The 22,339-nt window shown below is 70.1% G+C and carries 18 protein-coding genes and 2 tRNA genes; 2 read left to right on the top strand and 18 right to left on the bottom strand.

Annotated elements, in window-relative coordinates; genetic code table 11:
• Nucleotides 1-82: 82 nt before the first annotated feature.
• From ACWCP0_RS11225 to ACWCP0_RS11155, 15 genes are all read right to left on the bottom strand, one after another.
• Entirely contained in the window at nucleotides 83-1,339 is a 1,257-nt protein-coding gene (locus ACWCP0_RS11225) for a serine hydroxymethyltransferase (RefSeq protein WP_451078570.1), read from the bottom strand.
• Nucleotides 1,340-2,085: 746 nt separating this feature from the next.
• Entirely contained in the window at nucleotides 2,086-2,727 is a 642-nt protein-coding gene (locus ACWCP0_RS11220) for an arsenate reductase/protein-tyrosine-phosphatase family protein (RefSeq protein ID WP_451078569.1), read from the bottom strand.
• Nucleotides 2,724-3,371, bottom strand: a complete 648-nt coding sequence (locus ACWCP0_RS11215) for an L-threonylcarbamoyladenylate synthase (RefSeq protein ID WP_451078568.1) — start codon at nucleotides 3,369-3,371, stop codon at nucleotides 2,724-2,726. Before ACWCP0_RS11215 ends, ACWCP0_RS11220 begins: the two co-directional genes overlap by 4 nt.
• A 43-nt stretch (nucleotides 3,372-3,414) precedes the next feature.
• Nucleotides 3,415-4,296, bottom strand: a complete 882-nt coding sequence (gene prmC, locus ACWCP0_RS11210; protein ID WP_451078567.1) for a peptide chain release factor N(5)-glutamine methyltransferase — start codon at nucleotides 4,294-4,296, stop codon at nucleotides 3,415-3,417.
• 57 nt (nucleotides 4,297-4,353) lie between these two features.
• A complete protein-coding gene (prfA, locus tag ACWCP0_RS11205; RefSeq protein WP_351223100.1) occupies nucleotides 4,354-5,430 on the bottom strand; it encodes a peptide chain release factor 1 in 1,077 nt (358 codons plus the stop codon).
• A gap of 104 nt (nucleotides 5,431-5,534) precedes the next feature.
• Complete coding sequence (rpmE, locus tag ACWCP0_RS11200) at nucleotides 5,535-5,759, bottom strand: 50S ribosomal protein L31 (protein ID WP_351223098.1); 225 nt, start codon at nucleotides 5,757-5,759, stop codon at nucleotides 5,535-5,537.
• 180 nt (nucleotides 5,760-5,939) lie between these two features.
• The gene (locus tag ACWCP0_RS11195; protein ID WP_451078566.1) at nucleotides 5,940-7,031 is read right to left on the bottom strand and encodes an LCP family protein; all 1,092 of its coding nucleotides are present in this window, start codon (nucleotides 7,029-7,031) and stop codon (nucleotides 5,940-5,942) included.
• 281 nt (nucleotides 7,032-7,312) lie between these two features.
• Entirely contained in the window at nucleotides 7,313-8,977 is a 1,665-nt protein-coding gene (locus ACWCP0_RS11190; RefSeq protein WP_451078565.1) for a trypsin-like serine protease, read from the bottom strand.
• A 230-nt stretch (nucleotides 8,978-9,207) separates the two neighbouring features.
• Nucleotides 9,208-11,211 (bottom strand): transcription termination factor Rho, encoded by a 2,004-nt coding sequence (gene rho / locus ACWCP0_RS11185; protein WP_451078564.1) that lies wholly within the window; start codon nucleotides 11,209-11,211, stop codon nucleotides 9,208-9,210.
• 393 nt (nucleotides 11,212-11,604) lie between these two features.
• Nucleotides 11,605-12,522 carry a homoserine kinase gene (thrB, locus tag ACWCP0_RS11180; RefSeq protein ID WP_451078563.1) on the bottom strand — a complete coding sequence of 306 codons (918 nt, stop codon included), beginning with the start codon at nucleotides 12,520-12,522 and terminating at the stop codon, nucleotides 11,605-11,607.
• A 282-nt stretch (nucleotides 12,523-12,804) separates the two neighbouring features.
• Complete coding sequence (gene thrC / locus ACWCP0_RS11175) at nucleotides 12,805-13,872, bottom strand: threonine synthase (RefSeq protein WP_451078562.1); 1,068 nt, start codon at nucleotides 13,870-13,872, stop codon at nucleotides 12,805-12,807.
• 6 nt (nucleotides 13,873-13,878) lie between these two features.
• Nucleotides 13,879-15,171 (bottom strand): homoserine dehydrogenase, encoded by a 1,293-nt coding sequence (locus ACWCP0_RS11170; protein WP_451078561.1) that lies wholly within the window; start codon nucleotides 15,169-15,171, stop codon nucleotides 13,879-13,881.
• 112 nt (nucleotides 15,172-15,283) lie between these two features.
• Nucleotides 15,284-16,675: a diaminopimelate decarboxylase gene (gene lysA, locus ACWCP0_RS11165; RefSeq protein WP_451078560.1), complete on the bottom strand. Its 1,392-nt coding sequence runs from the start codon at nucleotides 16,673-16,675 to the stop codon at nucleotides 15,284-15,286.
• A gap of 19 nt (nucleotides 16,676-16,694) precedes the next feature.
• Nucleotides 16,695-17,684 (bottom strand): ArgS-related anticodon-binding protein NrtL, encoded by a 990-nt coding sequence (gene nrtL / locus ACWCP0_RS11160; RefSeq protein ID WP_451078559.1) that lies wholly within the window; start codon nucleotides 17,682-17,684, stop codon nucleotides 16,695-16,697.
• A gap of 183 nt (nucleotides 17,685-17,867) precedes the next feature.
• On the bottom strand, nucleotides 17,868-18,350 hold the full coding sequence (locus ACWCP0_RS11155; protein ID WP_451078558.1) for a response regulator: 483 nt from the start codon (nucleotides 18,348-18,350) through the stop codon (nucleotides 17,868-17,870).
• Nucleotides 18,351-18,619: 269 nt separating this feature from the next.
• On the opposite strand from ACWCP0_RS11155, the gene ACWCP0_RS11150 reads away from it, so the two are divergent.
• Nucleotides 18,620-18,691, top strand: a tRNA-Arg gene (locus ACWCP0_RS11150).
• 297 nt (nucleotides 18,692-18,988) lie between these two features.
• Here ACWCP0_RS11150 and ACWCP0_RS11145 read toward each other — a convergent pair.
• The 3 genes from ACWCP0_RS11145 to ACWCP0_RS11135 form a co-directional block, all read right to left on the bottom strand.
• A tRNA-OTHER gene (locus tag ACWCP0_RS11145) sits at nucleotides 18,989-19,088 on the bottom strand.
• A 19-nt stretch (nucleotides 19,089-19,107) separates the two neighbouring features.
• Nucleotides 19,108-19,659, bottom strand: coding sequence for a hypothetical protein (locus ACWCP0_RS11140; RefSeq protein WP_451078557.1), 552 nt, complete (start codon nucleotides 19,657-19,659; stop codon nucleotides 19,108-19,110).
• Nucleotides 19,660-20,419: 760 nt separating this feature from the next.
• Nucleotides 20,420-20,800, bottom strand: a complete 381-nt coding sequence (locus tag ACWCP0_RS11135; protein WP_351223038.1) for a hypothetical protein — start codon at nucleotides 20,798-20,800, stop codon at nucleotides 20,420-20,422.
• Nucleotides 20,801-21,147: 347 nt separating this feature from the next.
• On the opposite strand from ACWCP0_RS11135, the gene ACWCP0_RS11130 reads away from it, so the two are divergent.
• Nucleotides 21,148-21,372, top strand: a complete 225-nt coding sequence (locus ACWCP0_RS11130; RefSeq protein WP_351223036.1) for a cold-shock protein — start codon at nucleotides 21,148-21,150, stop codon at nucleotides 21,370-21,372.
• Nucleotides 21,373-22,339 lie beyond the last annotated feature (967 nt).

The raw sequence follows: 22,339 nt of genomic DNA, 5'->3' as shown, positions 1-22,339 counted from the left end.
CAGCCCCACACCCTAGCTTTGTTGGCCATATGCATGAGGACATACGTACGGCGAAGACGGTTGCACGCGGTCCGATTTGCCCTTAATACGGGTGAAATCGCCCGGCCAGTTCCCGCACTTCTTCGCGCACGCGGCGGATGTCCTCGCCCTCCGCACGCAGCGCCGTGCCGAACAGCACAGCGATCCGGGCCATCTCCGCGTCGCCCATGCCCTGCGTGGTGACGGCCGCGGTCCCGAGCCGGATTCCGCGCCCGTCCCCGTACGGCAGGGCGCAGGTGTCCAGGACGAGCCCGGCGGCCGCGAGCCGGCCGCGTGCCGCGCGCCCGTCCACACCCAGTGGGGCGGGGTCCGCGGTGATGAGGTGGGTGTCGGTGCCGCCGGTGGTGATCGCGAAACCCTCCGCTGCCAGCCCCTCGGCGAGGACTCTGGCATTGGCGACGACCCGCTGGGCGTACGTCGTGAAGGCGGGGGTGGCAGCTTCGCCGAAGGCGACGGCCTTCGCGGCGATGGTGTGCATCTGGGCGCCGCCCTGGGTGAAGGGGAACACCGCCCGGTCGATGCGCTCGGCCAGATGGCTGCCGCACAGGATCATTCCGCCGCGGGGACCACGCAGCACCTTGTGGGTCGTCGCGCAGACGACGTCGGCGTACGGGACGGGGCTCGGCGCCGCTCCCCCGGCGATCAGGCCCATCGGATGCGCGGCGTCCGCGATGAGATACGCGCCCACCTCGTCGGCGATCTCGCGGAACGCGGCGTAGTCCATGTGCCGGGGATACGAGATCGAGCCGCAGACGATGGCTTTCGGCCGGTTCTCGCGGGCGAGCCTGCGGACCTGGTCGTAGTCGAGGAGACCGGTCTCCGCGTCCACGCCGTACGGGACGAACTGGAACCAGCGGCCCGAGAAGTTGGCCGGGGAACCGTGCGTGAGGTGCCCGCCGAAGGCGAGCCCCATCGCGAGCACGGTGTCGCCGGGCCGCAGCAGCGCCGCGTACGCCGCGAGCACGGCGGACGAGCCGGAGTGCGGCTGCACATTGGCGTGCTCCGCGCCGAAGAGCGCGGTCGCGCGCTCGACCGCGATGCGCTCGGCCGCGTCGACCAGCTCGCAGCCGCCGTGGTGGCGGGCGCCGGGGTAGCCCTCGGCGTACTTGTTGGCGAGCGGGGAGCCGAGGGCGGCGAGGACGGCGGGCGAGGTGAAGTTCTCGGCGGCGATGAGCTGGAGGCTGTCGGCCTGCCGGGTGATCTCGCCGAGGATCACCTCGGCGATCTCCGGATCCTGCCGGCGCAGAGCCTCGAGCTCCGGCGCGTGGGGGGCGGCTGACGCTGCAGTGCTGACCGGCATCGTGGGCTCCGGGCCTCGCGTGGGACTACGGCCCCTCCAATGTAGGCCTGGCACCGCCGCCGCGCCCGGCATGCGGCGCGGCCGTGTGCGGGTGATCCCGGAAGCACACGTGCGGGCGAGCCCTCGGTGGCTTCTCCGTCCCGCGCGGCCACGCGATGAAGCGCCGGGCCGCCGAACGGGACCGCTGCTCCGGCACCGCGGTGCGCCGCTCCTCAGGTGCCGCGTAACCGCCGTACGCGGCCGCGGCCACCACCTCGTCCGGCGTCCCCAGCCGCCCCAGGATGCGGCGCACCGCGGCCAGGCTGTCCGTGTCGGTGATCCCGGAAGCGCACGTGCGGGCGAGCCCTCGGAGCCCAGGGACGTGGCCGGCACCGTCCAGCGGGCCCGCGCACCCGTCCTCGAGGGCCGTACGGGCCTGATGCGACCGGGCACCGCCGGCTCGACCCGCACACCCGCCCTCGGCCCACCTGCCCGTCCCAGAAGGCCCAACGGGCCTGATGCGACCGGACACCGCCGGCTCGACCCGCACACCCGCCCTCGGCCCACCTGCCCGTCCCAGAAGGCCCAACGGGCCTGATGCGACCGGACACCGCCGGCTCGAACCGCGCGGCCGTCCTCGAAGGTCGAACGGGCTCGATGCGACCGGGCACCGCCCAGTCGGCCCGCGCGCCCTGTCCTCGAACGCCGGACGGGCTCCGCACGGAGGACCGCTGCCGAGGGAGGCAGAGCGCCGCGCAGCGAGCGGGTCAGCCGCGCGTCGGGACGCCCGTCAGGGCCGTGACCACGGGGTCCAGGGCCTGGTTGATCTCGTCGCCGATCGAGCGGAAGAAGGTGATCGGCGCCCCGTAGGGGTCGTAGACCTCGTCCGCCTCCGCGCTCGGCGCCAGCAGCCACCCGCGTAGAGCGGCGGCCGCACGCACCAGCGCCCGGGCTCGTTCGACGACGCCGTCGTCCAGGGGGTGCGGCAGCGTCGCCGGGTCTATCGCACGGACGAGGCGCGTGAACTCCTTCAGGGTGAAGGTGCGCAGGCCCGCCGAGTGGCCCATGGAGATGACCTGCGCACGGTGGTCGCGGGTCGCGGTCAGCACCAGGTCCGCACGGATGACGTGCTCATCGAGCAGCTCACGGCCCACGAAACCGCTCGGGTCGGCGCCGAAGTCGGTGAGGACCGTCGCCGCGTTGGCCTCCATCGGGGCGCCCTCGTGGCCCCAGGTCCCCGCGCTCTCCACGATCAGCCCACCGGTCAGAGCCTCGCCGAGGCGGTGGCTGAGGGCATGCCGGGTCAGCCGCTCGGTGATCGGCGAGCGGCAGACGTTGCCGGTGCTGACGTGGAGGATGCGGAAGGTGTTCTCCGTACCGCCTATGCCACGCCCCTCAGGGGCTGTCAATTGGCCACCTCGAGGTCGGGTACGACCTTCCGGAGCTCCTCCGCGTCCAGCGCGCCCGCGCGCAGCAGGACCGGGACCTTCCCGGTGACGTCGACGATCGAGGACGGCACGATGCCGGGCGTGGGACCGCCGTCGAGGTAGACGGAGACGGAGTCGCCGAGCATGTCCTGCGCGGCGTCGCAGTCCTCGGGCGCCGGGTGGCCGGTGAGGTTGGCGGACGACACGGCCATCGGGCCGACGTCCGTGAGCAGCTCGATGGCGACCGGGTGCAGCGGCATCCGGATCGCGACGGTGCCCCGGGTGTCACCGAGGTCCCACTGCAGCGACGGCTGGTGCCGGGCCACGAGCGTCAGCGCGCCCGGCCAGAAGGCGTCGACGAGCTCCCACGCCTGCTCCGAGAAGTCGGTGACCAGGCCGTGCAGCGTGTTCGGCGTGCCGATGAGGACCGGGGTGGGCATGTTGCGGCCGCGTCCCTTGGCCTCCAGCAGGTCGGCGACGGCCTCCGAGCTGAACGCGTCCGCACCGATGCCGTACACGGTGTCGGTGGGCAGCACGACGAGCTCGCCGCGGCGGACGGCCGATGCGGCTTCCCGCAGGCCGGTGGTGCGGTCCGTCGCGTCGTTGCAGTCGTATCGCCGAGCCATCAGTGGGCCTCCTCGTACCTGGACACGTGCACAGTGCGGTTGATCACGGCATGGCCTTGCGGGCGGTCGCGAAGCGCGGGCGGTTGTTCAGGTCGGGGTGGTCGGCCGCGTCCGCCCAGCCGGCCTCCTCGTTGAAGATCCACGGCACCTGGCCGCCCTGGGTGTCGGCATGCTCGACGACCACGAGACCGCCGGGCCGCAGCAGCCGGTGCGCGGTGCGCTCGATGCCGCGGATGGTGTCGAGGCCGTCCTCACCGGAGAAGAGGGCCATCTGCGGGTCGTGGTCACGCGCCTCGGGGGCCACGTACTCCCACTCGGTGAGCGGGATGTACGGCGGGTTGGAGATGACCAGGTCGACCTGGCCGTCGAACGCGGGGAGGGCGCTCAGGGCGTCGCCGTGGTGGACGGTGACCCTTGACCCCTCGGCGTTCTTGCGCGTCCAGCCGATCGCGTCCTCGGACAGCTCCACGGCGTGCACGCGCGAGCGCGGTACCTCCTGCGCGATGGCCAGGGCGATGGCGCCGGAGCCGGAGCACAGGTCGACGACGAGCGGCTCGACGACGTCCATGGCCCGCACCGCGTCTATGGCCCAGCCGACGACCGACTCGGTCTCGGGCCGGGGCACGAAGACACCGGGGCCGACCTGAAGCTCCAGATAGCGGAAGAAGGCACGTCCGGTGATGTGCTGCAGCGGCTCACGCGCCTCGCGGCGGGCGATGGCCTCCCAGTAGCGCGCGTCGAAGTCCGCGTCCTTGACCAGGTGCAGTTCGCCGCGCTTCACGCCGTGGACGAACGCGGCGAGCTCCTCCGCATCGAAGCGGGGCGAGGGCACGCCGGCGTCGGCCAGCCGCTGGGTGGCCTGGGCCACCTCGGCAAGCAGCAGGGATCGGGGGTACGGGGGGCGTCCCCCGGGGAGCGACGGCACGCTGGTCCTCCGGGCTGGGCGGTTCGTTCGGTGCACGGCTCTCGCCGCCGGTACGGCTCAGGCAGCGGCGAGCTTCGCCGCGGAGTCGGCGTCGACGCAGGCCTGGATCACGGCGTCCAGTTCCCCGTCGAGCACCTGGTCCAAGTTGTACGCCTTGAACCCGACGCGGTGGTCCGAGATCCGGTTCTCCGGGAAGTTGTACGTACGGATCTTCTCGGAGCGGTCGACCGTGCGGACCTGGCTGCGGCGGGCGTCCGCGGCTTCCTGCTCGGCCGCTTCCTGGGCCGCGGCGAGCAGCCTGGAGCGCAGGATACGCAAGGCCTGCTCCTTGTTCTGGAGCTGGCTCTTCTCGTTCTGGCAGGAGGCGACGACTCCGGTCGGCAGGTGCGTGATGCGCACCGCGGAATCGGTCGTGTTGACGGACTGGCCGCCGGGTCCGGACGAGCGGTAGACGTCGATGCGCAGATCGTTGGGGTTGATCTCGACGTCCACCTCCTCGGCCTCGGGCGTGACGAGCACACCGGCCGCGGAGGTGTGGATACGGCCCTGCGACTCGGTGGCCGGCACGCGCTGCACACGGTGCACGCCGCCCTCGTACTTGAGCCGCGCCCAGACACCCTGACCGGGCTCGGTCGCGCCGTTGCCGCCCTTGGTCTTCACGGCGACCTGGACGTCCTTGTAGCCGCCCAGCTCGGACTCGGTGGCGTCGATGATCTCGGTCTTCCAGCCGACGCGCTCCGCGTAGCGCAGGTACATCCGCAGCAGGTCGCCGGCGAACAGCGCCGACTCGTCGCCGCCCGCGCCGGCCTTGATCTCCAGGATGACGTCCTTGTCGTCGCTGGGGTCGCGCGGGACGAGCAGCAGCCGGAGCTTGTCGGTGAGCTCCTCGCGCTGCTTCTCCAGCTCCTTGACCTCGGCGGCGAAGTCGGGATCGTCGTGGGCGAGCTCCCGGGCCGTCTCGATGTCGTCCCCGGTCTGCTTCCAGGCGCGGTACGTGGTGACGATCGGGGTCAGCTCGGCGTACCGCTTGTTGAGCTTGCGCGCGTTCGCCTGGTCCGCGTGGACCGAAGGGTCGGCGAGCTTCTTCTCGAGATCGGCGTGCTCGCCGATCAGTTCCTCGACCGCCTCGAACATCGGGGGCTCCTGGTTTCTTGCATGAAGTGGCTGCTGGGAAGACGGCAAAGCGCCGGTCCCGGCCGCCCCGCACAGGGGCAGCCGAAGACCGGCGCAGTGGCTCGCTACTTCTTGGCGGAGCCGGCAGCCTTGCCGAAGCGGGCCTCGAAGCGGGCCACACGGCCACCGGTGTCGAGGATCTTCTGCTTGCCCGTGTAGAACGGGTGGCACTCGGAGCAGACCTCGGCGCGGATGGTGCCGGCCTGGATCGTGCTGCGGGTGGTGAACGACGCGCCACAGGTGCAGCTCACCTGGGTCTCGACGTACTCGGGGTGGATGTCGCGCTTCAAGGGTGTCTCCTAGTTTCGGGAGGGCACCGGGTCGCACACGCGGGATGCGCGTACGTGAACCGGGGCCGACGTACCAGTCTGCCAGGACCGGCCGTATCTCCCAAAACCGGGGTCGGTCCGCAGGTATTCCTGGGGCACGCCCGCGGCGGTACGCCCGAGGTACGCCCGAGGTGATCCCGGCTACTGCACGATGTCCTTGGCCAGGCCGTCCGCGGTGCCCTTGGTGGCGGACGCGGGGATCGGGAGGTCGTTCTTGAGGGCGGTCCACACCTGAGTGCCCTGCTTCTTCAGCGGCACGACCCGGTTGGGGTCGATCGTGTCGTAATCGACGGGCATCGTGATCATCGTGACGTCCTCGGCGCCCAGGCCCTTCAGTCCGTTCGCGAAGCCGACGAGTTCCTGGACCGAGTCGAGCTCGGAGTCGGTCGTGATCGCCCTGGTGGCGCTGTCGGCCAGGTCGTACAGCTTCTTCGGGCTGCTGAACACCCCGACGTCCCTGACCTGCTGGATCAGTGCCTTGATGAAGGCCTGCTGGAGCTGGATCCGGCCCAGGTCGCTGCCGTTGCCGACGGCCTTGCGGGTGCGGACGAGTCCGAGGGCCTGCTCGCCGTCGAGGGTGTGGGTGCCGGGCTCGAGGTCGAGGTGGCTCTTGGAGTCGTTGATCGCCTCGGTGGTGGTGATGTCGACGCCGCCGAGCTCGTCGATGATCTTCTTGAAGCCGGTGAAGTCGACCTCTATGTAGTGGTCCATGCGGATGCCGGAGATCTTCTCGACGGTCTTGACCGCGCAGGCGGGGCCACCGACCTCGTAGGCGGTGTTGAACATGGCGCGGCTCTCGCCGTCGATCGTCTTGCCGTCGCTGTCGGCGCACTGCGGCCGGTCTACGAGGGTGTCGCGGGGCACGGAGACGACCGAGGCCTTCTTGTGGCCCTCGTAGACGTGCACGATCATCGCGGTGTCGGAGCGGGCGCCGCCTTCGTCGGCCCCGTATTTGCCGTTGGCCCCGGAGCGCGAGTCGGAGCCGAGGACAAGGATGTCCATGGAGCCGTTGTCGACGTTGTCGGGGCGGTTCTTGCCGAGCTGGGCGTTGATGTCGACGCTCTGGATGTTGCCGTTGAGCTTGAAGTAGACGTAGCCGGCTCCGGACCCGCCGATGAGCACGAGGCCGGCCGCTGACCAGGCGGCGAGGGTCGCGGCACGGTGTCCCGCGGTGCGCTGCTTGCGGCGCCTGCCCGTGGCTCGTATTCGACTGCCCTTGGTCTGGTCGGCCATATCTCCTCGAGCCCTCGTAGGTTCTGTTGCCCCCCGGCCGTCGCGTTCAGGCACGGTTTGTCCACCCTGTCAAGCTTTGTTACGCCACTGGTGAGACGGCGGAGTGCGCAGAAGGGTTGCACAGGGTCCTGAGAAGCGGGTGAGAAAAGGGCCGTGCCCACCGTGGTGGACACGGTGGGCACGAACCCTGTTTCACCTGCTGTTTCGTCTCGGTCACCGCCCCGACCCAGCGGGCCGGGGGTGTGACCGGGATCTCTTGTCGCTCTCCTGCTGCGGCCGGCTCAGCCGAAGAGGTTGTAGCCGGAGAAGCCGGTGCCGGCCTGGACCGGCGCACGCAGCGTTCCCGTGGTGGTGCCGTTGCCCCGGTGGAGCTGGAGCGCGCCGTTGGAGGAGCGGGTCACCACGTCGGGCTTGCCGTCGCCGGAGACGTCACCGGGCGTGACGATGAGGTTGTACGTGCCCCACGACGAGGCCTGCAGGACCGGCGTCCCGAACGGGGCCGCGGCGTTGCCGGTGCCCGGGATCAGGTAGAGCGCGGTGCTGCTGCTGTTGCGGACGAACAGGTCGGTGAGGCTGTCGCCGTTGAAGTCACCGTGGCCGCGGACCGCGTTGTACTTCTGGTAGCCGGAGCCGATGACCTTGAGGGTGCCGACGCCGCCGGCGCCGTTGCCCGGCAGGACCACGAGCGCACCGGACGAGGAGACGCCGACCACGTCGGGGAGGGCGTCGCCGGTCACGTCACCAGGGGCGAGGATCGCGCGGTAGGTGCCGAACCCGGTGGCGATGCGGCCGGAGACGTAGGTCGACGAGGTGGGGCTGCGACGAACCCAGCGGAGCTCGCCGTTGGAGGTCTGGCGGACCACGAAGTCCTGGTAGCCGTCCCGGTTGAGGTCGGTCTGCGCCACGATGTTGTAGCCCGAGTACGTGCCCGAGAACGCGGTCTTGGTGGTGAAGCCGACGCCGTTGGACGCGAAGCTGTAGTCCGCACCGGCGGACGTACGGGCGAACAGGTCGGCGCGGCCGTCACGGGTGAGGTCCGCGTCGTCGATCCGCGGCTGGACCGCCGGCTTCAGGTTGGCGACGTGGGCGAACGCCTCGTAGGCACCGACCACGTTGCACAGCTGCTGGCCGTCCGCGGAGTTGATGCCCCAGGAGACGACGCCGACGACCTTGCCCTTGACCAGGACCGGACCGCCGGAGTCACCCGGGCAGGGCGTCTTGCCGGTGGCGTCGCTGCCCGTGCCGGCCTGGCCGGCGCAGAACATGGTGCCGTTGTCCTGGAAGAACGGGTTGAGGTTCTCCACGCACTCCTGGTTCGAGTGCAGCGGCAGCACGACCTGCTGGAGCGTCGACGCGAGCGTGGCGGTGTCGGCGTCCGACGAGGTCAGGCCCCAGCCGAGCGTGATGCTGTTGGTGCCCGCGTTGTACGACGCGAGGTCGCCGGGGCCGGCGAGCGGCAGCGGCTTGTACGGCAGCGGCTTGGAGAGCGTCAGGACGGCGATGTCGTTGCTGAACGTCTCGGTGCTGTAGCCGGGGTGGACCCACTGGCGGCTGACGTTGACAGCGGTGCCCTCGGAGTTCGTGGGGCCGCCGACGAGCTTCGAGGTGCCGGCCAGGATCAGGCCGTCACGCGCGAAGTTGAGCGGGCTGCCGAACTCGTCGGTGACACAGTGCGCGGCGGTGAGGACCTTGTTGGGGGCCACCAGCGTGCCACCGCAGTTGAAGTACAGGTAGCCGTCGTCGTAGAAGTCGTACAGCAGCTGCACCATGTACGGCGCGCTGCTGAACGAGGTGGTCGTGCCGCCGATGATGCGCGGCGACGGCGTCCCGGACTTCGACGGGGCGTCCGCGACCTTGTAGCCCTTCGGGGCCCGGAACCGGGGCTCGGTCTCGTCCGCCTGGGCGCTGAACGCGAAGGCGCCGGCGGCGAGGGAAAGTGCGGCCACACCGGCCGCTATGAGTCTGCGGACCCGGTGAACGGGTCTGCCATGGCGCGATGCGCGCACGCGTGTCTCCATGAGTATGGGTGAAACGACAAAGGAGGCCGCGTGGGGGAACGGCGGGTGAAGTGGAGGTGGCCGTTAGTGGGGAACGGCTGACCGATACTACAAACAGAGGGCCCGCTCCGTCACTCGCGTAACGGAACGGGCCCTCAATTGTGCAGAGTTGTCCAGAATCAGTCGTTGCCGTTGCCCGCCGTCGGCGTCGTCTTCTGGATCTGGAGCAGGAACTCGGCGTTCGACTTCGTCTGCTTCATCTTGTCGAGCAGCAGCTCGATCGCCTGCTGCTGGTCGAGCGCGTGCAGCACCCGGCGCAGCTTCCAGACGATGGAGAGCTCATCGGCACCGAGCAGGATCTCTTCCTTGCGAGTGCTGGACGCGTCGACGTCCACCGCCGGGAAGATGCGCTTGTCGGAGAGCTTCCGGTCGAGCTTGAGCTCCATGTTGCCGGTGCCCTTGAACTCCTCGAAGATCACCTCGTCCATGCGCGAGCCGGTCTCGACCAGCGCGGTGGCCAGGATGGTCAGCGAGCCGCCGTCCTCGATGTTGCGCGCGGCACCGAAGAAGCGCTTCGGCGGGTAGAGCGCGGTCGAGTCGACACCACCGGACAGGATGCGTCCGGAGGCCGGGGCCGCCAGGTTGTAGGCGCGGCCCAGACGGGTGATCGAGTCCAGCAGGACGACCACGTCGTGACCCAGCTCGACGAGACGCTTCGCGCGCTCGATGGCCAGCTCGGCGACCGTGGTGTGGTCCTCGGCGGGGCGGTCGAAGGTCGAGGAGATGACCTCGCCCTTCACCGACCGCTGCATGTCGGTGACCTCTTCCGGACGCTCGTCGACGAGGACGACCATCAGGTGGCACTCGGGGCTGTTGACCGTGATCGCGTTGGCGATCGCCTGCAGAATCATGGTCTTGCCGGTCTTCGGCGGGGCCACGATCAGGCCTCGCTGGCCCTTACCGATCGGCGACACGAGGTCGATGATGCGGGTGGTCAGCACACCCGGGTCGGTCTCCAGACGGAGCCGGTCCTGCGGGTAGAGCGGGGTCAGCTTGTTGAACTCCGGGCGGCCACGGCCGGATTCGGGCGCCATGCCGTTGACGGAGTCCAGGCGGACCAGCGCGTTGAACTTCTCGCGGCGCTCGCCCTCCTTGGGCTGGCGGACCGCGCCGGTGACGTGGTCACCCTTGCGCAGACCGCTCTTGCGGACCTGGGCCAGCGACACGTACACGTCGTTCGGACCGGGCAGGTAGCCGGAGGTCCGGATGAAGGCGTAGTTGTCGAGGATGTCCAGGATGCCCGCGACGGGGATCAGAACGTCGTCCTCCGAGACCTGCGGCTCGCCCGTCGCGAAGTCGTCGCGGCCACGCCGGCCACGGCGGTCGCGGTAGCGGCCACGGCGTCCGCGCCGACCGCTCTCGTCGTCGAAGTCGTCCTGCGGCCCGCCGCCCTGGCGCTGCTGCTGGCCGCCGCCCTGCTGGCGCTGGCCGCCCTGCTGGTCGTCGCCCTTGCCGCCGCGCCGGTCGCGGTCGCGGTCGCGCCGGCCGTCGCGCTGACGGTCGCCGCGCTCGCCGCGGTCACGCTGACGGTCGCCCCGGCGGCCCTCCGCCGTGTCCGTGGCGGCCTCGGCCCTGGCCTCCGGCTGTGCCTCGGTCCTGGCCTCGGCCCGGGCCTCGGTCTTGACGTCGCCCTTCGGCTCGGCCTCGGCGGCCTCGCCCTCGGGGCTGCCGGCGGGTGCGGTGGCACGGCGACGACGGCGTTCGCCGGCCGGGGCGTCCTCGCTGGCGGGCTGACCGGGGATGTCGATCTGCTGCTGGGCGACGGCCTTCTCGGCCTTCGGCTCGGCTGCCGCGGTGCTCTCCTCGCCCGCACGGGCCCTGGAGGTGGCACGCCGCTTCGGCTTGGCCTCGGCCTCGCCCGCATCGGCGCTCTTCGCCGGGGCTGAGCCTCCGGCCTGCGCCTCCTTGATGACCTCGATCAGCTGGCTCTTGCGCATGCGCGCGGTGCCCCTGATGCCGAGGCCGGACGCGACCTGCTGCAGCTCGGCCAGGACCATGCCCTCGAGGCCGGTGCCGGAGCGGCGGCGCCGTGAGGTGGTGCCAGTGGCAGCACCTGCGGCGGGCGCGGTGGTGTCGACGTTGGTGTCGGCAGTCACGCCCATCAGATCGGTGGTGTCGCTCACGAAGGGTCCTTCCCTGGAGCGGACGTCGGCCTTCTGGCTCGGCGACCGGTTGTGCTGTCCGACGGCGGTCTGTGATCTTGCGGATCGCGGACCGATGCCGGGGCGGTGGTCCCGCCGGGTACGGCGGAAGAGATGTACGTGCAAGGCCCGGCCCGAGTTCCCCCTGCTCGGCCCTCTCCTGGGAAAAGCGAGGGGGTGTCGTGCCGGTTCCGGAGCGTGCTCGAAACTGCTCAGGCAGGCTGCTCAGGCAGTTGGGGAGGCTCCCGGAAGAATGGGTGGTCCCGGATGGGGACACGAAGCACCGCACCACAAGAATGTGGGCTGCGTACTTGAGGTTAACACTACCGGCTCCAACAAACATTCCCCCTCTCCATCACCGGCAATCCCGTGTCGCTACGAAGCGAGCGGCAGGACACTCGCTCCCGCAGCGTCGAGGGCCAGCCGGTTCGCCGCCCAGCCCTCGCCCGCCAGTCGTGCGACCTTGTCGGCCGCACCGCCCTCGGTCAGCGCGAGCACCGTGGGGCCAGCGCCGGAGATGACTGCTGGGACGCCGTCCGCGCGCAGTCGGTTGACAAGTTCCACGCTCTGCGGCATCGCGGGAGTCCGGTACTCCTGGTGGAGTCGGTCCTCGGTGGCGGGCAGCAGCAGCTCGGGGCGCCTGGTCAGGGCCTCGACGAGCAGTGCGGCACGGCCCGCGTTGGCCGCGGCGTCGACGTGCGGGACCGTACGCGGCAGCAGGCCGCGCGCGGTCTCGGTGAGCACCGGCTTCGACGGCACGAAAACCACCGGAACGATGGAATCGGACGGATCCATCCTGATGGCGCGTGCCGCGCCGGCGTCGGTCCAGGCAAGAGTGAAGCCGCCGAGAAGACAGGCGGCGACATTGTCCGGGTGCCCCTCGATCTCGGTGGCGAGCTCCAGCAGTGCCGCGTCGTCGAGCCGGGCGTCGCCGCCTATGGTCACCGCGCGCGCGGCGACGATGCCGGCGCAGATGGCCGCGGACGAGGAGCCCAGGCCGCGGCCGTGCGGGATGCGGTTGGCGCAGACGACCTCGAGGCCGCGCGGCTGCCCGCCGAGGAGGTCGAAGGCCGTGCGCAGCGAGCGTACGAGCAGATGGCCCTCGTCGCGGGGCAGCGTCTCGGCACCCTCGCCGGCGATGTCGATGTGCAGACCGGAGTCCGCGACGCGGACGACGACGTCGTCGTACAGCCCCAGCGACAGGCCGAAGGCATCGAAGCCCGGCCCGAGATTGGCGCTGGTGGCGGGGACGCGCACCCGGACGGCGGCGGCGCGGAACGCAGGACCGGCCATCGCTCGACGACACTCCTTGGTTCTGATCGGCGGGATGACGAGGTTTTGACGAATGTACGAGGACCCGTGGGCCGCGAAACGGCAACTCCGCGGCATATGCGCGGGCGGGTCGGTACAGCCTATCGAAGGAAGGTTGAGCAGCGACATAGGGCGCATGGGAGGCGCACGATGCGTGTCGCAAGCCTCCCATGCTCCTTCTGTGCGCGGTGGGTCCTGTACGAGGTGGGTCGCAGTTCCGCATACGCGTACAGCGCGCACGCGGACAGGTGCGCGACCGGGGCCCTACGCGAGCCCGAGCCGCTCGGCGGCAGCCGCCGCGTCCACCGGCACCGTGACGGGCTGGGGCGCTCCGGCGACAGCCCAGTCCGGGTCCTTGAGGCCGTTCCCGGTGACCGTGCAGACGATCTTCTGCCCGCGGTCGACCTTGCCCTCCTCGGCGGCCTTCAGCAGACCGGCCACGGACGCGGCCGACGCCGGCTCCACGAAGACGCCCTCGCGCGTGGCCAGCAGCTTGTAGGCGCGCAGGATCTGACGGTCGGTCACCTCGTCGATGAAGCCGCCCGACTCGTCCCGGGCCGCCAGCGCGAACTCCCAGGACGCCGGGTTGCCGATCCGGATCGCGGTGGCGATGGTCGACGGGTCCTTGACGACCTCGCCGCGCACGATCGGCGCGGAGCCGGAGGCCTGGAAGCCCCACATGCGGGGGGTGTGCGCGGCCAGTTCGTCCGCCGCGTACTCCTTGTAACCCCTCCAGTACGCCGTGATGTTGCCGGCGTTGCCGACGGGCAGCACATGGATGTCGGGGGCGTCGCCGAGCGCGTCGACGATCTCGAAGGCCGCGGTCTTCTGGCCCTCGATACGGACCGGGTTGACCGAATTGACCAGCGCCACCGGGTAGTTCTCGGAGAGGCCACGGGCGAGCACCAGGCAGTCGTCGAAATTGCCGTCGACCTGGAGGATCTTCGCGCCGTGGACCAGCGCCTGGCCCAGCTTGCCCATCGCGATCTTGCCCTGCGGGATCAGCACGGCGGAGACCATTCCGGCGCGGCCGGCGTACGCGGCGGCGGAGGCGGAGGTGTTGCCGGTGGAGGCGCAGATGACGGCCTTCGCACCCTCCTCCTTGGCCGTGGTGATCGCCATGGTCATACCGCGGTCCTTGAAGGACCCGGTCGGGTTCGCACCCTCGACCTTGAGATACACCTCACAGCCGGTGGCCTCGGAGAGCGTCTGGGCGTGTACGAGCGGCGTGCCGCCCTCGCCGAGCGTGACGATCGGCGTCGTGTCCGTGACCGGGAGCCGGTCCCGGTACTCCTCGATGATGCCGCGCCACTGGTGAGTGCGAGTGCTCATGGGTGCTTACTCTCCTTCAACCCGCATGATGCTGGCGACACCACGCACGGTGTCGAGATTGCGCAGCGCCTCGACGGTCCCCGAGAGGGCGGCGTCGGGCGCGCGGTGGGTGACGACGACGAGCGATGCCTCGCCGTCCTTGCCCGTCTGGCGCACCGTGTCGATGGATACGCCGTGCTCGGCGAAGACCGTCGCGACCTGGGCGAGGACGCCCGGCTTGTCGGCCACGTCGAGGCTGATGTGGTACCGCGTCACGACGTCGCCCATGGGGCTCACGGGCAGCTGCGTGTACACGGACTCGCCGGGCCCGGTGGCCTCGGCGAGCTTGTTGCGGCAGACCGCGACCAGGTCGCCGAGGACCGCGGAGGCGGTCGGGGCGCCGCCGGCGCCGGGCCCGTAGAACATGAGCCGCCCGGCGGCCTCGGCCTCGACGAAGACCGCGTTGTACGCCTCGCGGACGGAGGCCAGCGGGTGGCTGAGCGGGATCATCGCGGGGTGGACACGAGCCGTCACGGACTTCCCGTCCGCCGCACGCTCGCAGATCGCCAGCAGCTTGATGGTGCAGCCCATCTGCTTGGCGGAGGCGAAGTCGGCGGCGGTGACCTCGGTCATGCCCTCGCGGTAGACGTCGTCGAGGCGTACGCGGGTGTGGAAGGAGATCCCGGCGAGGATCGCGGCCTTGGCCGCGGCGTCGAAGCCCTCGACGTCGGCGGTCGGGTCGGCCTCGGCGTATCCGAGGGCGGTTGCCTCGTCGAGCGCCTCGGAGTAGCCGGCGCCGGAGGTGTCCATCTTGTCGAGGATGAAGTTCGTGGTGCCGTTGACGATGCCCAGGACACGGTTGACCTTGTCGCCGGCGAGCGACTCGCGCAGCGGCCTGATCAGCGGGATCGCGCCGGCGACCGCGGCCTCGAAGTAGAGGTCCTGGCCGTGTTTCTCGGCGGCGGCGTACAGCGTGGCGCCGTCCTCGGCGAGCAGCGCCTTGTTGGCGGAGACGACGGAGGCGCCGTGCTCGAAGGCGCGGGTGATGAGGGAACGGGCGGGCTCGATGCCACCGATGACCTCCACCACGACGTCGATGTCGTCGCGCTCGACCAGGCCCGTGGCATCGGTCGTCACAAGGTCCCGGTCGATGCCCTCACGGACCTTGGAGGGACGGCGGACGGCGATCCCGGCGAGTTCCACCGGGGCGCCGATGCGCGCGGCCAGGTCGTCGGCGTGCGTCGTCATGATGCGCGCCACCTCTGAGCCGACCACTCCACAGCCCAGCAGCGCCACCTTCAGCGGTCGCGTACGCGTCATTCGACCTACGCCTTTCATCGAGCACAGCCGTTCCATCGGCAGAGTGCGAACCAGTCTCACTCACCGGACGGGGCTTCCTGTTCCCCGTCCGGATCCTGAGACATTTATTTCATTACCCGACATCGAGACGCAGAAGATCTTCCTCCGTCTCACGCCGGACGATCACGCGCGCCTCTCCGTCCCTGACCGCGACGACGGGCGGGCGGAGTGCGTGGTTGTAGTTGCTGGCCATGGAGCGGCAGTACGCGCCGGTCGCGGGCACCGCGATCAGGTCGCCTGGCGCCAGATCGGCGGGCAGAAACGCGTCCCGGACGACGATGTCGCCGCTCTCGCAGTGCTTGCCGACGACGCGGACGAGCATCGGCTCGGCGGTCGACGTACGCGAGACGAGCGCGACGCTGTAGTCGGCGTCGTACAGCGCCGTGCGGATGTTGTCGGACATGCCGCCGTCGACGCTGACGTACGTACGCAGTCCCTCGAGCCGCTTGATCGTGCCGACCTCGTACAGCGTGAACGCGGTCGGTCCGACGATGGCGCGGCCGGGCTCGACCGAGATGCGGGGCGTGCGCAGCCCGGCCGCCTCGCACTCGCGGGTGACGATCTCGCCGAGCGCCTTGGCGATCTCATGGGGTTCGCGCGGGTCGTCGTCCGAGGTGTACGCGATGCCGAGGCCGCCGCCGAGGTCGATCTCGGGCAGCTCGACGCCGTGCTCGTCCCGGACGGCCGCGAGCAGTTGGACGACGCGGCGGGCGGAGACCTCGAAGCCGGCCATGTCGAAGATCTGCGAGCCGATGTGGGAGTGGATGCCGATGAGTTCGAGCCCCTCGAGCTGGAGCGCCCGGCGCACGGCCTCCGCCGCCTCGCCGCCCGCGAGCGCGATCCCGAACTTCTGGTCCTCGTGGGCGGTGGCGATGAACTCGTGGGTGTGCGCCTCGACGCCGACGGTGACGCGGATCTGGACGCGCTGACGCTTGCCGAGGGACTGGGCGATGTGCGCGACGCGGACGATCTCCTGGAAGGAGTCGAGGACGATGCGCCCGACGCCTGCCTGCACGGCCCTCTCGATCTCGTCCGCGGACTTGTTGTTCCCGTGGAAGGCGATGCGCTCGGCGGGCATTCCGGCGCCGAGTGCGGTGGTGAGCTCACCGCCGGAGCAGACGTCCAGGTTGAGCCCCTCCTCCTTCAGCCAGCGCACGACGGCGCGGCTGAGGAAGGCCTTGCCGGCGTAGAACACGTCGGCGTCCTTGCCGAACGCGTCGGCCCAGGCGCGGCAGCGGGCGCGGAAGTCGGTCTCGTCGAGGAAGTAGGCAGGAGTGCCGAACTCCTCGGCGAGCCTTGCGACATCGATCCCGCCGACCGTGACGACGCCGTCGTCGTCGCGGCGGACGGTGCGCGCCCAGACCTTCTCGTCGAGGGCGTTGAGGTCGGTGGGCGGCGGGGTGTAGTGCCCCTCGGGCAGGACATCTCCGTGACGGGGCCCGGCCGGGTGCGCTGAACGGCTCATGCTGTCTCTCTCACATCCACTACAAGTATTCGGGTGCGCTGATGCCGAGCAGGGCCAGGCCGCCGGCCAGCACCGTCCCGGCGGCTTCGGCGAGTGCGAGCCGGGACCGGTGGGCGGCCGAGGGTTTCTCGTCGCCGCGGGGCAGCACGGTGTGCTGGAAGCCGAGGAGTGCGTCGGCGGTGGTCTCGAGGTGCCGCGCGAGCCGGTCGGGCGCGCGAAGGCGGGCCGCGGAGGCGAGGACCGCGGGGTGATCGCCTATGGCGGCGAGGAGAGCGGGGGCGTCGACGTCGTCCTCGTACCGGCCGGTCGTGCCGAGCCGGGTGGCGCCGCGGGTGAGGGCCCGGCTGCGGGAGTACGCGTAGCGCACCCGGAAGAGCGGGTTGCCCTCGCTCTGCACGAGAAGGTCGTCGTCGAGCTTCGGGTGATCGTGACCGGCGGCGCGGAGCAGCGCCCAGCGGGCGGCGTCGGGGCCGAGCCGCGCGAACAGCCCGTCTTCGTGGTCGTCGCGGACGGGAACGGCCGTGACCCGTTCCTCGCCGCCCGGCTCGATGCGGGCGTCGGCGCCCTGGGCGCGCAGCAGCCGTACGACCGTGTCGGTGACGACGTCGGCGCGGAGCTCGCCGACGGGCGCGAGGGAGAGGCGGGTCCCGGCAAGGCCGTCGCCGTAGCCGTACCGCGGTCCCTGCTCGCGTACGGCACGGACCGTCGCGCCGGCGGAACCCTGCGCCAGGGTGAAGTTCAGGAACCCGGGTCCGGTGATCTCGACCTGCGCGATGCCGGGGGCGCCGTCGATGCGCGCCCGCAGAATCTCGGCGACCTCACGGGGCTGCCGCCCGGCGGGCCCGGCCAGCCGGAGCGCGACATTGGTGGCGTAGTCCCCGCGCCCACCGGGCCGGGGCCGCTCGACCTTGACCCGGTCGGGCACCGCCCCGCGCACCCCCAGGGCACCCTCCTCGACCGCACGGCGCACGGCGCCCAGCACGGTATGGGAGAGCTCTGCGGGGGTCACGGGACAAGCGTATGGGAGGAAGGGGGTGTGATCGCGAACCGGTTTCGCCATCCGGGCAGCCCGCCCGTCACCCTCCCGGGCTCATCCCTGAGGGCCGACGGCTACAGGTCTGCGGGCCTGCGGGGGTCTGCGGGTCCAGTGGCCCACGGATCTACCGGCCTACGCAGCCACGGGCCGACGGATTCAGCCCCGGGTGCTCCCCGCCCGCCCGGCACCATGCCTGCCGTCGACTGACGGCGGGCCCTCCCGATGCGTCAACCGCCGCACGAGCCGCACCAGCTCGGCCGGCTCGAACGGCTTCGCGAGAAAGGCGTCCACCCCGGCGGCGAGCCCGGTCTCCACCTCGTACTGCGTACACGCGCTGATGATCGCCACCGGCACACTCCTGGTCCGCGGATCGGCCCGCAGCCGAGCGGCGGTCCGCAGCCCGTCGAGCCGCGGCATCACCACATCGAGCGTGATCACATCCGGCCCCACCTCGTGCACGACGTCCAGGCACTCGGCACCATCGGCCGCGGTCACGACCTCGAAGCCCTCCAGCTCGAGATTGACCCTGATCAGCTGCCGAATGACCCTGTTGTCATCAACAACGAGCACCCGGCCGGAAGCGCCTGACACAACTCGACAGTAGGTCCCGCAGCGGGGCCGCGTCCGGGTTTTCCCCACTTCCGACCCGTGCGGGGGACCCGGGAGGCGGCGGGGTGCCGGCGTGGGGGCGCGGGGCGGCGGGCGCGCGGGGCGCACATCGGGGCCGACGGCCCGGGGCGGTGGGCGCGTGAGGGCCCGCATGGGGCCTGCATGGGGCCTGCATGGGCTGCGGAACCCCCGCGGTGACCTGCGCGGAAACGGCACTCGTGACAGCCCGGAAATACCTGTTCACGGCCACCCCGCAGGAGCTGGTAGGGTTCTACCCGTCGCCGCCGAGAGCGGTGAACGCCCCCGTAGCTCAGGGGATAGAGCAACGGCCTCCGGAGCCGTGTGCGCAGGTTCGAATCCTGCCGGGGGCACTCGCCTGAGATCAGCAGAAATCAAGCTCTGACCTGGCCGGATGCCTACAGAAGAGGGCGGGAGTCAGTCTCACTGACTCCCGCCCTCTCTCGTTGTCTCTCATCGTCCGCGACACACCTCCGACACACCGTGCGGACCAAGCGTTCCCCAACGTCCTAACCTCGCGCTTTCACGAAGCGGTCTGTCCGGCACGTGATCAGGGACGTGGGAAGTGCCTCTGAACAGCGAGGATGGAGATTGCTGAGGTTCTGGTTCCCGTACGAGGCGGAGACACTTTCCAGGTGAAGCGGTGCACCTGCGGTGGGTGTGGGATTTGAACCCACGGTGACGTCGCCGCCACGACGGTTTTCAAGACCGTTCGTAGCTTGACTCGGCCATCAAGACTCCACCGACCGCGTGGACATGCAGCCACCAGCTACGCGGGAGGCGCGAAAGGGTTCCCGCCGGACGTAGAGCGACCGTCCCGCCGCGCCAACTGTGGCGAGACAGGAGACCAATCCGGTCCGCGGTGAGCCAGCCACCATTGTCCGATGGCGTGGAATTTCTCCTCGAATCTGCGATCCCAACAGAGGACTCCCGTAACGGGCGCCCGCAGGCGGGTGCGGCGACCAGAAGCCTCGTAGATCACGACGGTCCGCTGCCCCAGAGAAGACTCGGTGTGGACGCCTTGCACGTCGGACCACCGGATGGTCCGCCGGCGCAGATTGTGCACGACGGCCGCCGACGCCGTGAGGGTGATCCCATGGCGCGGAAACACGATCATCGCCAACAACGGCATGGCGATCCACACCCAAAACGGGTTGGCAGCCCCAGCACTGAACGCGTCGCCTCGAATCCAGTCCACGACCTCGACGACCTCGATGACGACACAGAAGACAGCAAGCGGCAGAAAGGGCAGCGCGCGCTGGAAGGGGGTCAGCCCATAGCGGATGCGCTCCGGCGGCAAGGCCTCGGCCTGTGCTCGCATCACCAATCCCCACCCCACTGCACCGTGCAGCCACCGCTGCGCATGATCGCCGATGCAGCATGTCGAAGCAGAGCCGCGCTGTCCAGATACCCCGCGCACCGTGCCCCCTGCGTGCCCGTTCAGTCGGAGACGAGCGGGGACCCTCGGGGAATGGCGGCGGCTCAGCAGCTCCCCCGCAGGTCGCGCATGCCCCAGGTCAGGCCGCATCCGCATACGGGGACTTCCAAACTGGTGCTCATGACGCGTAGTGCCGGCGCTTGACTGGCGCCTTGAGACTCCACCGACCTATTGCGGGACCCTGCCCAGACCCTCACGGCTGGCACCGCGTCTCCTTGTAGAGGCTGATTGCCCGACGTGTCATCACGATCGCAAGCCCGGCGTATCCGGCCATGAGAATCGAGCGACCCACAACGCCCCACCATCCGAATGTTGCGCTCGTCACTTCTTCCGCGATCCGGCCCAGGCTGACGAGAGTGCCTCCGCAGAGCGCTATGCCTACCAGTGCAGTGGTCCACCACCGCTTCGGCCAATTGAGCACGTGCCCCCTCCTTGGAATCACCACCGTCGCCCGGTGCCAGTTTGCCGCCCATCCGTGCCTGATCGCACGGGGGGGCGACGGTCGCCGTCGGGCACCGAGCAACAGCGCGGCCCCAAACCGGGCAGGACACCGGCCAAACCCGCTGCGCCGACCTCAGGAGCACGGCCCTCAAACGGTGTGATCGTCCTTGTGGAGGGCGGCCGGAGTGGCCTTGCCGGGTCGTCAGTCCGCCGTCGGCTCCGTGCCGATCAGGGAGAACGCGAGGATCGAGACTCGCGTGATCAGTCCCGCAAGCAGGATCGTGCCGAAGCCCTCGACCTCCAGCTCGGCGAACTTCCCGCCGAGCCAGGAGAGCAGCCACCAGATGAGCGAGTCCTGTACGAACCCGGCAAGGCCGAAGGCCAGCAGCGCCGGGGCCGGGACACGGGCGGACGGGCCGACGTAGACGAGCTGGGTGAGGAGCATGACCACGAGGGCGGCGACCATGAGTGAGAGCGGCACGTCCACATCTTCCGCACCCAGGGTGATGCCGGGCAGCAGGGCCCCGGCGATGCAAACGCCAGCGAGGGCACCGAGCTTGCGTCGTCTGCCTATGTCAGTCATGGGTGGACTCTCGCACGCGGGATGTGGGCCCGTGAAGATCCCGTAGACGCCGATGATCGGATCGAAACCGACGTCACCCGACTTGCAAGCGGGTCCCTGAACCACTCGGGCGCACGGCCGTGTTGTGCACGAGTACGACCGTGGGGCGGGCAAGCGGGACGTCGTGCTGTACAGCAGCGAAGTGCAGCAACTGTCCCCGTCCGATTGCGTTCCTCCAGGGCCGTGCAGCGACCGGTATGGCCGTCGCTGACCGGTCTGGCTAGAGCTACGGATCAGAAGATGGCCCGTCACGTGACGGCAGTCTGACGGCAACGGCCGACACAGATAGGCACCGTAAGGTTCCGCTTATGGTGACTGCGACTGTCCGCGAGTGGCGCGACGAGGAAGGCTGGGGCGTACTCGACTCCCCGGAGACTCCCGGCGGCTGCTGGGGCCACTACTCCAACATCCAGATGGCCGGGTTTCGCACGCTGACACCTGGCCAACAAGTCGACCTCACATGGGAAGCCCCGGGCTTCAAGCAGGACGGCTACGTCTACCGTGCGGTGAATATCGTGCCGAGGTCCGCCTGACATCCACGGGTGACATCAACGAAGACGTACAGCGACAGCCGGACATGGCTCGCCGTGGCTTCGGGCGCTGCACCACAGACGGCAACGGAGGCTCGTTGATCGAACTCCTAAAGCGGTGGTCAGCGGCTGTGCTGTACAGCAGCGGTGTACAGCAACCACAGAGCCCACAGCCGACCTTCAGCACCCCCGAGCAGCCGCCTGGCCGTCCCGCCCGTAGTTGCACCGAGGGGCGCAGCTCAGGTGAGCATGGTGCCGTAACTGCAGGGCATCTCGCTCGTCTCATGCCCGACCCTCACGAGCAGGTAGGTCCGCTTCTGGATCATGTGGCCGGATCGCTCCCTTGTGGGTGATTCGCGAGCGTGTCACACAGTTGAAAGCGGGTGACCAGGGGAGGGAGACGCTGCGTGCACGCGTTTGGTGACGGTCGGGTCGCACCCTCGGCATGGGCGGTGAAGCGGTCGGGCAGGCTCACTGCTGCGGTTCCAGTGCAGCTGGCTCGGGCTCACGCACAGGCACACGCCACACACCCGTGTGCGCAGGTTCGAATCCTGCCGGGGGCACCCTTGATGAGGTGCCCAAAGACCCCGCCACCAGCGAGAACGCTGAGGACGGGGTCTTCGCGTATGCGCAGCCGTATGCGGCCCTGAGCGACCCTGGGACGCCGTCCGTGGACTGTTCGTGCACAGGATCTTGGAGCGTTTACCCAGGTCAACCCATCTAAGCGCGCGTAACTGTCGGGGAGCCAAGGGCTGGTCCAGGTGTTGTCGAAGAGCATCACCGGGCCGGCACCGGACCGCCGCAACCCCCGGACCGGCCCCTGGCTCCCGGCCGGCTACCGGCAGAACCTCCGGAAAGCCGCTCAGGCAGCTCTCAGACGCCATCCGCTTATCGATTACGGGGCTGGCCTGGTCGAACAAGGTTCCTGATCGGGTGATCGCGTGAGGGCCGACGCATGGCAGCAGGGCCT

It is taken from the genome of Streptomyces sp. NPDC001970 (assembly GCF_053594115.1).
This window is presented reverse-complemented; position numbering and strand designations above follow the sequence as displayed.

Bases quoted from the DNA above. Each gene is read 5' to 3' on its own strand.
- thrB (WP_451078563.1), bottom strand. From the start codon at position 12,522: ATGGCCGGTCCTGCGTTCCGCGCCGCCGCCGTCCGGGTGCGCGTCCCC.
- ACWCP0_RS11215 (WP_451078568.1), bottom strand. From the start codon at position 3,371: ATGGCTCGGCGATACGACTGCAACGACGCGACGGACCGCACCACCGGC.
- ACWCP0_RS11140 (WP_451078557.1), bottom strand. From the start codon at position 19,659: ATGCGAGCACAGGCCGAGGCCTTGCCGCCGGAGCGCATCCGCTATGGG.
- ACWCP0_RS11195 (WP_451078566.1), bottom strand. From the start codon at position 7,031: ATGGCCGACCAGACCAAGGGCAGTCGAATACGAGCCACGGGCAGGCGC.
- ACWCP0_RS11225 (WP_451078570.1), bottom strand. From the start codon at position 1,339: ATGCCGGTCAGCACTGCAGCGTCAGCCGCCCCCCACGCGCCGGAGCTC.
- prfA (WP_351223100.1), bottom strand. From the start codon at position 5,430: ATGTTCGAGGCGGTCGAGGAACTGATCGGCGAGCACGCCGATCTCGAG.
- ACWCP0_RS11135 (WP_351223038.1), bottom strand. From the start codon at position 20,800: ATGACTGACATAGGCAGACGACGCAAGCTCGGTGCCCTCGCTGGCGTT.
- ACWCP0_RS11170 (WP_451078561.1), bottom strand. From the start codon at position 15,171: ATGACGCGTACGCGACCGCTGAAGGTGGCGCTGCTGGGCTGTGGAGTG.
- thrC (WP_451078562.1), bottom strand. From the start codon at position 13,872: ATGAGCACTCGCACTCACCAGTGGCGCGGCATCATCGAGGAGTACCGG.
- ACWCP0_RS11130 (WP_351223036.1), top strand. From the start codon at position 21,148: ATGGTGACTGCGACTGTCCGCGAGTGGCGCGACGAGGAAGGCTGGGGC.
- lysA (WP_451078560.1), bottom strand. From the start codon at position 16,675: ATGAGCCGTTCAGCGCACCCGGCCGGGCCCCGTCACGGAGATGTCCTG.